Source organism: Caballeronia jiangsuensis, assembly GCF_046030135.1.
In the GTDB taxonomy this organism is placed as follows: domain Bacteria; phylum Pseudomonadota; class Gammaproteobacteria; order Burkholderiales; family Burkholderiaceae; genus Caballeronia; species Caballeronia jiangsuensis.
This window is the reverse complement of record NZ_JAQQDB010000006.1, coordinates 270,748-278,462: the sequence shown is the minus strand read 5'-3', so window position 1 is coordinate 278,462 and position 7,715 is coordinate 270,748. Positions and strand designations below refer to the sequence as shown.

The 7,715-nt window shown below is 62.9% G+C and carries 9 protein-coding genes; 4 read left to right on the top strand and 5 right to left on the bottom strand.

Going from position 1 to position 7,715, the window contains the following annotated elements; genetic code table 11:
• Positions 1-24: 24 nt before the first annotated feature.
• Positions 25-1,545, bottom strand: coding sequence for an aldehyde dehydrogenase (gene adh / locus PQR08_RS09100; protein WP_035508704.1), 1,521 nt, complete (start codon positions 1,543-1,545; stop codon positions 25-27).
• Between the two features lie 526 nt (positions 1,546-2,071).
• On the opposite strand from adh, the gene PQR08_RS09095 reads away from it, so the two are divergent.
• Positions 2,072-3,469, top strand: coding sequence for an L-lactate MFS transporter (locus PQR08_RS09095; RefSeq protein WP_250486057.1), 1,398 nt, complete (start codon positions 2,072-2,074; stop codon positions 3,467-3,469).
• 21 nt (positions 3,470-3,490) lie between these two features.
• A complete protein-coding gene (locus PQR08_RS09090) occupies positions 3,491-3,628 on the top strand; it encodes an MFS transporter small subunit (protein ID WP_035508698.1) in 138 nt (45 codons plus the stop codon).
• An 82-nt stretch (positions 3,629-3,710) separates the two neighbouring features.
• Here PQR08_RS09090 and PQR08_RS09085 read toward each other — a convergent pair whose 3' ends face one another.
• Together PQR08_RS09085 and PQR08_RS09080 are read right to left on the bottom strand one after the other, a co-directional pair.
• Complete coding sequence (locus tag PQR08_RS09085) at positions 3,711-4,013, bottom strand: type II toxin-antitoxin system RelE/ParE family toxin (protein WP_250486055.1); 303 nt, start codon at positions 4,011-4,013, stop codon at positions 3,711-3,713.
• Positions 4,010-4,252 (bottom strand): type II toxin-antitoxin system ParD family antitoxin, encoded by a 243-nt coding sequence (locus PQR08_RS09080; protein WP_250486054.1) that lies wholly within the window; start codon positions 4,250-4,252, stop codon positions 4,010-4,012. The genes PQR08_RS09085 and PQR08_RS09080 overlap by 4 nt, the downstream gene beginning before the upstream one ends.
• A 526-nt stretch (positions 4,253-4,778) precedes the next feature.
• Between PQR08_RS09080 and PQR08_RS09075 the strand changes: the two genes are divergently transcribed.
• Positions 4,779-5,084 (top strand): high-potential iron-sulfur protein, encoded by a 306-nt coding sequence (locus tag PQR08_RS09075; protein ID WP_238215135.1) that lies wholly within the window; start codon positions 4,779-4,781, stop codon positions 5,082-5,084.
• Positions 5,085-5,091: 7 nt separating this feature from the next.
• Here the strand turns inward: PQR08_RS09075 and PQR08_RS09070 are convergent, their stop codons facing one another.
• Positions 5,092-5,745 carry a DUF4019 domain-containing protein gene (locus tag PQR08_RS09070; RefSeq protein WP_250486052.1) on the bottom strand — a complete coding sequence of 218 codons (654 nt, stop codon included), beginning with the start codon at positions 5,743-5,745 and terminating at the stop codon, positions 5,092-5,094.
• Between the two features lie 29 nt (positions 5,746-5,774).
• Here PQR08_RS09070 and PQR08_RS09065 point away from each other — a divergent pair, with 29 nt between their 5' ends.
• Positions 5,775-6,647, top strand: coding sequence for an endonuclease/exonuclease/phosphatase family protein (locus PQR08_RS09065; RefSeq protein WP_250486051.1), 873 nt, complete (start codon positions 5,775-5,777; stop codon positions 6,645-6,647).
• On the opposite strand, the gene PQR08_RS09060 is transcribed toward PQR08_RS09065, so the two are convergent.
• Positions 6,644-7,711 carry a M14 family metallopeptidase gene (locus PQR08_RS09060; RefSeq protein WP_250486050.1) on the bottom strand — a complete coding sequence of 356 codons (1,068 nt, stop codon included), beginning with the start codon at positions 7,709-7,711 and terminating at the stop codon, positions 6,644-6,646. The two genes, PQR08_RS09065 and PQR08_RS09060, sit on opposite strands and share 4 nt — an antisense overlap.
• Between the last annotated feature and the right edge of the window lie 4 nt (positions 7,712-7,715).

Below are 7,715 nucleotides of genomic sequence, written 5' to 3'. Positions count from 1 at the left end.
AACCGGGGGCCGGCCCCGCAGGCTTTAGAAGAAGCCGAGCGGCTTGTCGCTATAGCTGACGAGCATGTTCTTCGTCTGCTGATAGTGATCGAGCATCATCTTGTGATTCTCACGTCCGATGCCCGACTGCTTGTAGCCGCCGAACGCCGCGTGCGCCGGATACGCGTGATAGCAGTTGGTCCACACGCGTCCCGCCTGAATCGCGCGGCCGAAGCGATAAGCCCGCGTGCCATCGCGTGTCCACACGCCCGCGCCAAGACCATAGAGCGTATCGTTCGCGATTTCGAGCGCCTCTTCCTCGGTCTTGAAGGTCGTCACCGACAGCACCGGCCCGAAGATTTCCTCCTGGAAGATGCGCATCTTGTTGTGGCCTTTGAAGACCGTCGGCTTGATGTAGTAGCCGTTCTTCAGTTCGCCGTCGAACGTGGCGCGCTCGCCGCCGGAGAGGCACTCCGCGCCCTCCTGCTTGCCGAGATCGATGTACGACAGGATCTTCTCCAGTTGCTCCTGCGACGCCTGCGCGCCGATCATCGTCTTCGTGTCGAGCGGATGGCCCTGCGCGATCGCCGCGACGCGCTTCAACGCGCGTTCCATGAAGCGCTCGTAGATCGATTCCTGCACCAGCGCGCGCGATGGGCACGTGCACACTTCGCCCTGATTCAGCGCGAACATCGTGAAACCTTCGAGCGCCTTGTCGAAGAAGCTGTCGTCGGCGTTGAGCACATCCTCGAAGAAGATGTTCGGGCTCTTGCCGCCCAATTCCAGCGTCACGGGAATCAGGTTCTGGCTCGCGTACTGCATGATGAGGCGGCCCGTCGTGGTCTCGCCGGTGAACGCGATCTTCGCGATGCGCTTGTTCGACGCGAGCGGCTTGCCCGCTTCCAGACCGAAGCCGTTCACGACGTTGAGCACGCCCGGCGGCAGCAGATCTCCGATCACTTCGAGCAGCACGAGAATCGACGCCGGCGTCTGCTCGGCCGGCTTCAGCACGACGCAGTTGCCTGCGGCGAGCGCGGGCGCGAGCTTCCACACGGCCATCAGGATCGGGAAGTTCCACGGAATGATCTGCCCGACGACGCCGAGCGGCTCATGGAAGTGATACGCGACCGTGTCGTGATCGATCTCGGAGATGCCGCCTTCCTGCGAACGCGCGGCGCTCGCGAAATAGCGGAAGTGATCGATCGCGAGCGGAATGTCGGCGGCCATCGTCTCGCGTAGCGGCTTGCCGTTGTCGATGGACTCGGCCAGCGCAAGACGCGGCAGGTTCTGCTCCATGCGATCGGCGAGCTTGAGCAGCACGTTCGCGCGATCGGTGACGGAAGTCCTGCCCCACGACACCTTCGCCGCGTGCGCCGCGTCGAGTGCGGCTTCGATATCGGCTTCGCGCGAACGCGGAATCGACGTGAAGGGCTCGCCCGTGATCGGCGAGATGTTGTCGAAATACTCACCGCCCGCCGGCGGCACCCACTTGCCGCCGATGTAGTTGCCGTACTGCTTCTTGTAGGGGTATTCGGTGCTCAGGAACTGCATCTCTGCGTGATTCATTTCTATGTGCTCCTCGCATGTCGACGTGAACGGGCCGGTACTGCCGATGTCCGGCGCCGGTCGCTCTTGATTGCGAGTTCCATGCCATGGCGCGCGCGACGATGCGACCGGCGCGCAAGCCGCATCGGCACGCGGTTTCGGGACGAATCGTCAGGGTTTCTACGAGGCCGATGTGAACTGTTCACATTCAGAACACCTGCCCCGTCGCTGTAGCGATGCGACACAGCATCCCGGCAAACCGGACGCGCCCGGTTCGCCTCGGGCAAACGCTTATGGCACGGGTGTTCATATTGCAAAGCCTTACGCAGTTGTCTATGGTCATGCCAGCCGTGGCAAAGCGCCGCACCTATATGGCATTTGATCGCATGTTTGGATGGCGCGAAATGGCCTTGCGAGCGCGCGATGCAGACCGCATCGACGTTCGCACGACCACGGCGGGCTGCTCGTGTCCGGCCACCCCGGACGCCGGCACCTCAAGCAAACGATGAGCGCGCACGTGCATGCATGACGCGCCACGGAGACCACAATGAACAGCACAATCAATCAGGGGGCCGTGCACGGCCCGACAAGCTTCTTCTCCAAGGAGGCGACCATCGCCCGGCCCGGGTTCTCACGCTGGATGGTGCCGCCCGCCGCGCTGGCTGTTCACTTGTGCATCGGGCAGGCGTATGCGTTCTCGGTGTTCAATGCGCCGCTCACGAAGATCATCGGCATCACGAAGTCCGCGCCGGATGACTGGTCGCTGACGACGCTCGGCTGGATCTTCTCGCTCGCGATCGTGTTTCTCGGCTTGTCCGCCGCGTTCGCCGGCAAGTGGCTGGAGAAGGTCGGCCCGCGCCGCACGATGTTCACCGCGGCCTGCTGCTTCGGCGGCGGCTTTCTCGTTTCGGCGCTCGGCGTCTATCTGCATCAGATCTGGCTGCTGTATCTCGGTTATGGCGTGATCGGCGGCATCGGGCTCGGGCTCGGCTATGTGTCGCCGGTATCGACGCTCATCCGCTGGTTCCCGGACCGCCGCGGCATGGCGACGGGCATGGCGATCATGGGCTTCGGCGGCGGCGCGATGATCGCGGCGCCCGGCTCCGTCGCGCTGATGAACCACTTCAAGAGCGCAACCAGCGCCGGCGTCGCGGAAACGTTCGTCGTGCTCGGCGTGCTCTACTTCATCTCGATGACGATCGGCGCCCTCGCGATCCGCATCCCGCCGGCGGACTGGAAGCCGGCTGGCTGGACGCCGCCCGTAACCGCCAGCAAGATGATCACGAGAAACCACGTGCACATCGATCAGGCGCTGAAGACGCCGCAGTTCTATCTGCTGTGGCTCGTGCTGTTCCTGAACGTGACGGCGGGCATCGGTGTGCTCGGCCAGGCTTCGGTGATGATTCAGGAGAGTTTCAAGGCCTCGATCACGGCGGGCGCGGCGGCGGGCTTCGTCGGATTGCTGTCGCTCTTCAACATGGGCGGGCGCTTCGTGTGGGCGTCGGCATCGGACTGGATCGGGCGCAAGAACACTTACTTCGCCTTCTTCGCGCTGGGCGCGGTGCTGTACTTCCTCGTGCCGCACTTCGCGGGCTCGGGCAATATCGCGCTGTTCGTGCTGGCGTACGGGATTATCCTGTCGATGTACGGCGGCGGCTTCGCGACCATTCCGGCCTATCTGGCGGACATGTTCGGCACGGCGTTCGTCGGCGGCATTCACGGCCGGCTGCTGACCGCGTGGGCGGCGGCGGGCGTCGCGGGTCCGGTGCTCGTCAATTACGTGCGCGCGTATCAGGTGGCGCACGGCGTCGTCGGCGCAGAAGCGTACACGATGACGCTGCACATCATGGCCGCGCTGCTCGTCGTCGGCTTCGTCTGCAATCTGCTCGTCACGCGCGTGCATGAGAAGCATCACATGGACACGTCGGCGCAGATGGCAAGCTAAAAATCAAAGAGGAGATTCGCGATGAATACCCGCATCGATACTCAGGAAGCGCATCCGTCGAATAAGGGGCTGCTGGTGCTGTTCTGGGCGTATGTGCTGATTCCGCTTGCATGGGGCGTCACGAACACGCTCACGCAGGCAGTCAAGCTGTTCCACTGATTCGGCAGGTGATGTTTGCGCGCGCCGGACGGCCGATGTGATTCATCGGCTCACGGCGCGCGTTTCATTTGGCGACGGGAAGTTATTCGGCTTCGCCGAGGTGAGCTGAAAGATCCATCTGCTGATGGAGAATCCGTACGATCTGGATCGTGTCCGCGGCATCTTTGAAGAAGAGCACGTGCATGCCGACGAGCGCCTTCCGATAACCGTCACGAATGTCTTGTGCAGACAGGCTGCGCTGCGTGCCCGCGCCGAGTCCGACGACCGTGTCCTGGATAATGCGCAGATAGCGCTCGGCCTGCGCGGGGCCCCACTTGTCAAATGTGTAGTCCCAGATGCCATCGATATCCTGAATGGCCGCAGGCGTGAATACGCACTGCTTCATCGGGTGGACTTGCGCTTACGTGCGATGAACGCATCGAAATCGAGCGGCTTCGATGGGCCCGACTGCTCCCCCGCTTCAAGCGCAGCGCGCAATGCACTGAGTTTTACTTCCTGTTCTTCGAGCAGGCGCAAGCCGGCGCGGACCACATCGCTCGCGGTGCTGTAGCGGCCAGCGCGTACCCGATTCTCGACGAAGTCCGTGAAATGATCGCCGAGCGAGACTGACGTGTTCTTGGGCATGACATTCCCCCGTTGCTTGAGCGTCGATAATACCAAAAGTTGGTATTGTCGACGAGCACAGGGGAATGTAACCCGACTGTTCTGGATGCTCTCAGTGACCGCGATCCTCCACCCTGCTCAAGCTGCGGCGCGCGAGCACGCTCATGAAGAGCGTGCCGCTCACGAGCGCCGCCATGTACACGCCTGCCATCATCCAGTCCAAGTCACTCACGGTGGTTCTCCTTCGAATTGAGCCGCGGCCGGGGCGCCGCGCGGGGTTGATTCACGCAATTTCAACTACGTTCTGGCCTGATTTACGGCACGCACGCGCAAAGGTTTAGTGCGATGGAATGAACGACGTTGGCATCACGTTGAAAGAGAATGCGAAAACGGGCTTCGGAGAAACCGATCGCGCGTGCGATTCCGCAAACGTATGGCATGCAACCACCGCGATCCGGGCAGGCCGGCGTGCGTCGAGGTATCGTTCGACTAGCGCCCCGAGAGCGCATGAAAACATTCCCCGCAGACAGAAAAACGGTCCACGACAATGAACACGTCCCGTCGCAGCTTCATGGTTGTCAGCATCGGCATGGGCACGGCGCTGTGGCTCACGCGAGCCCGCGCCGATGCGCCGCACTTGAGCGAATCCGATCCGGCGGCGGTCGCCGTCGGCTATAAGGAGGATGCCGCGCAGGTGGACAAGGCGAAATATTCCAACTTCGCGGCAGGACAGACGTGCGCGAACTGCTCGCTGTATGAGGGCAAGTCGAGCGACGCCTGGGGTGGCTGCTCGCTATTCAGCGGCAAACTCGTGGCCGGACGAGGATGGTGCGCGTCCTACACGAACATGTGAAGCCGGTTCAGCGCACCGAATAGCCGGCGAAACGCCAGACCTTGTCCGAATCGAGAAAGAACGTCACCATCTCGCGCGACGACTGATCGGGCCGACTGAACTGGGTGTCGTAGAGAACGTTGATATATGCGCCCGCGGGCAGATTGCCGGTGCCGTCGTAGCGATAGTGCTTCTCGCCCATGGGCATGCGCAGACCCGGTGCGCCGAGCGGCGAACGGTCGCGCGCGACCTTCTTCATGAAGTCATCGCGGGAAATAATCTGCTTCGCGATGGGCGAGGCCTGGTCCCACACTTCCCCCGCCTTGTTCTGATCGATCAGCGTGACGACAGCCGACGCGACTTGCGCGATGTCACGGTCCTGCTGGTCGAGCGCCGTTTGTTGCTCCTTCGTAAGCGATCGAGGAGCAGCGGACTGAGTCGGGTTCTGCGGCAACTGAGATTGCTGTGCACGGCAGGCAATGCCGGCGGAGAAAAAAAGGAGCGTGGCAAGCGCGGCGGAGATGCGTGATTTCATGATACAGACGACATAGGTTTCCAGGGCGTAGATTGTATCGCCGGCAGTGGCTGAAAACGGTAAGAAATACTTAGTTTCAGAATTTCGCATGGAAGCGCGAACGCACCGTGCCAAGCACACGTCTTGCTGCCGGGAAAGTACGAGCACCTTCCAACGCTTTTTCGCCGAGGCTGAACATGCGACTCGTCGACTGGAACATCCAATGGGGACGCGGCGTGGATGGCCGCGTCGATCTCGCGCGCATCGTCGCCGAAGCGAAGGCGCTGCACGACTTCGATATCCTGTGCCTGCAGGAAGTGACGCGCGGCTTTCACGAAAGCGAACAGGCGGGTGGACTTGCGGGCCACCCGAGCGCGGACCAATTCGCGGAACTCGAAGCGCTGATTCCCGGCGCGACCGTCATCGATGCAATCGGCTCGGATCTGCCGCCCGTGGGCGCCGGCATCGCACGCCGTCAGTTCGGCAACGCGATCGTCAGCCGACTGCCGGTGCGTCAGGTTCTGCGTCATTCATTGCCGTGGGCCGCCGATCCCGCCAAGCCGTCGATGCTGCGCGTCGCGCTCGAAGCCGTCATCGATACCGACGTCGGCCCGCTGCGCATCATCAGCACGCATCTGGAGTTTTATTCGGAGAAGCAGCGGCTCGCGCAAGTCGCGCGCTTGCGCGAACTTCACGCCGAAGCATGCGCGCACGCACGTCAGCCCGCGAAGGCCGAAAGCCAGGCAAGCCCGTTCGCCGACACCGCGCGGCCGATCTCCGCGATCGTCTGCGGCGACTTCAACAGTGCCTTCGACAGCTCGGCCTATCGCGCGATGCTGGAGCCGCTTGCCGATGCGCCCTCGTTCATCGATGCATGGACCTGCGCGCATCCGAACGAGCCGCGCGCGGCGACCGTCGGTCTGTACGATCACGATCAATGGCCCGATGGCCCGTTTGCGTGCGACTTCATCTTCGTCACCGAAGAGCTGAAGCCACGCATTGCGGGCTGCGAAGCGGACCAGTCGAGCCGGTCATCGGATCATCAGCCGATGTGGCTCGAACTGCGTTAAGCGCCCTCTTCGCGCGAAAGGCCGTAGAGCGCCTGCAACACCGCCGCCCGCGCCTGACCGATGATCATCCCGCGCCAGATATCGTCGTCGATATAGAACGCCGCGCGAATCTGGCGGCGAATGTCGGCCTTCAGCGCATCGGGCGCATCCGCGTGATGGCGCACCCAGACATCCGCGCGCAACATGTCGAGCATGTCGGTGAGCGGCACGGTGCCGTACTCGATCGCGATCGATGCAATCGCGGCATGGGCGCACGTCTGCCGCAAGGTATCGAGCAAGGGCCCGGCGACATCCGCCGCGATCGACGTGCCATCCGCCGGGCTCGTCACGTCCGCGCCCCACCAGCGCCGCGCGCGCGCCACATCGCCGACGCAGATCTTCGCGCCGAAGCCGCTCGGGCCGAGTCCCGTATGAAAATCGATCCAGCCGATCGCCGTGCACGTCTCGCCGTATTCCGCGAGCAGATTGCGCATCGTGCGCGTGCTCCACGCCGTCTCTTCGCCGCCGTAGAACATGCCCTGCGCGTGCGTGTACTGGCCCGTCGTCACCGCCTGCTGATACGTCCATTGACCGCGCGTGTCGATATAGGCACGAATTGCCGCGACGTTCGCTTCGTCGGGCGGCCAGGTCGCGGGAACCAGCAAGTCATGCAGTTCCGCGTAGCCGGGGTTCTGCGGCAATGGCCCGCTGAAATCCACGCTGTTGCGATTCAGATCGACATTGCCCTCCGTCGTGCGGCTCAGATACGAAAAGCCATACGGATTGATCGCATGCACGAGCAGCATTGCGACGCCGAGCTTCTCCATCAGCGCGGGCAAAGCTTCGTCGCGCATCAACGCGATCTGCGCGCCCGAGCCGCAAAAGCCTTCGACGCCATGCGTCGCGGACGTGAGCACGAGCAAACGCTTCGCATCGGCCGGGCCGATACGCACGACATCGGTTGCGAGCGTCTCGCCTTCGAGACCGTCGACACCTTCGAGCACGCGCGTATCGACTGCGAGTTTTCGATGAGCGGCCGTATCGAGAAATCGCTGGCGCGCCTCGCGATATGTCGATGAAAACATGTCC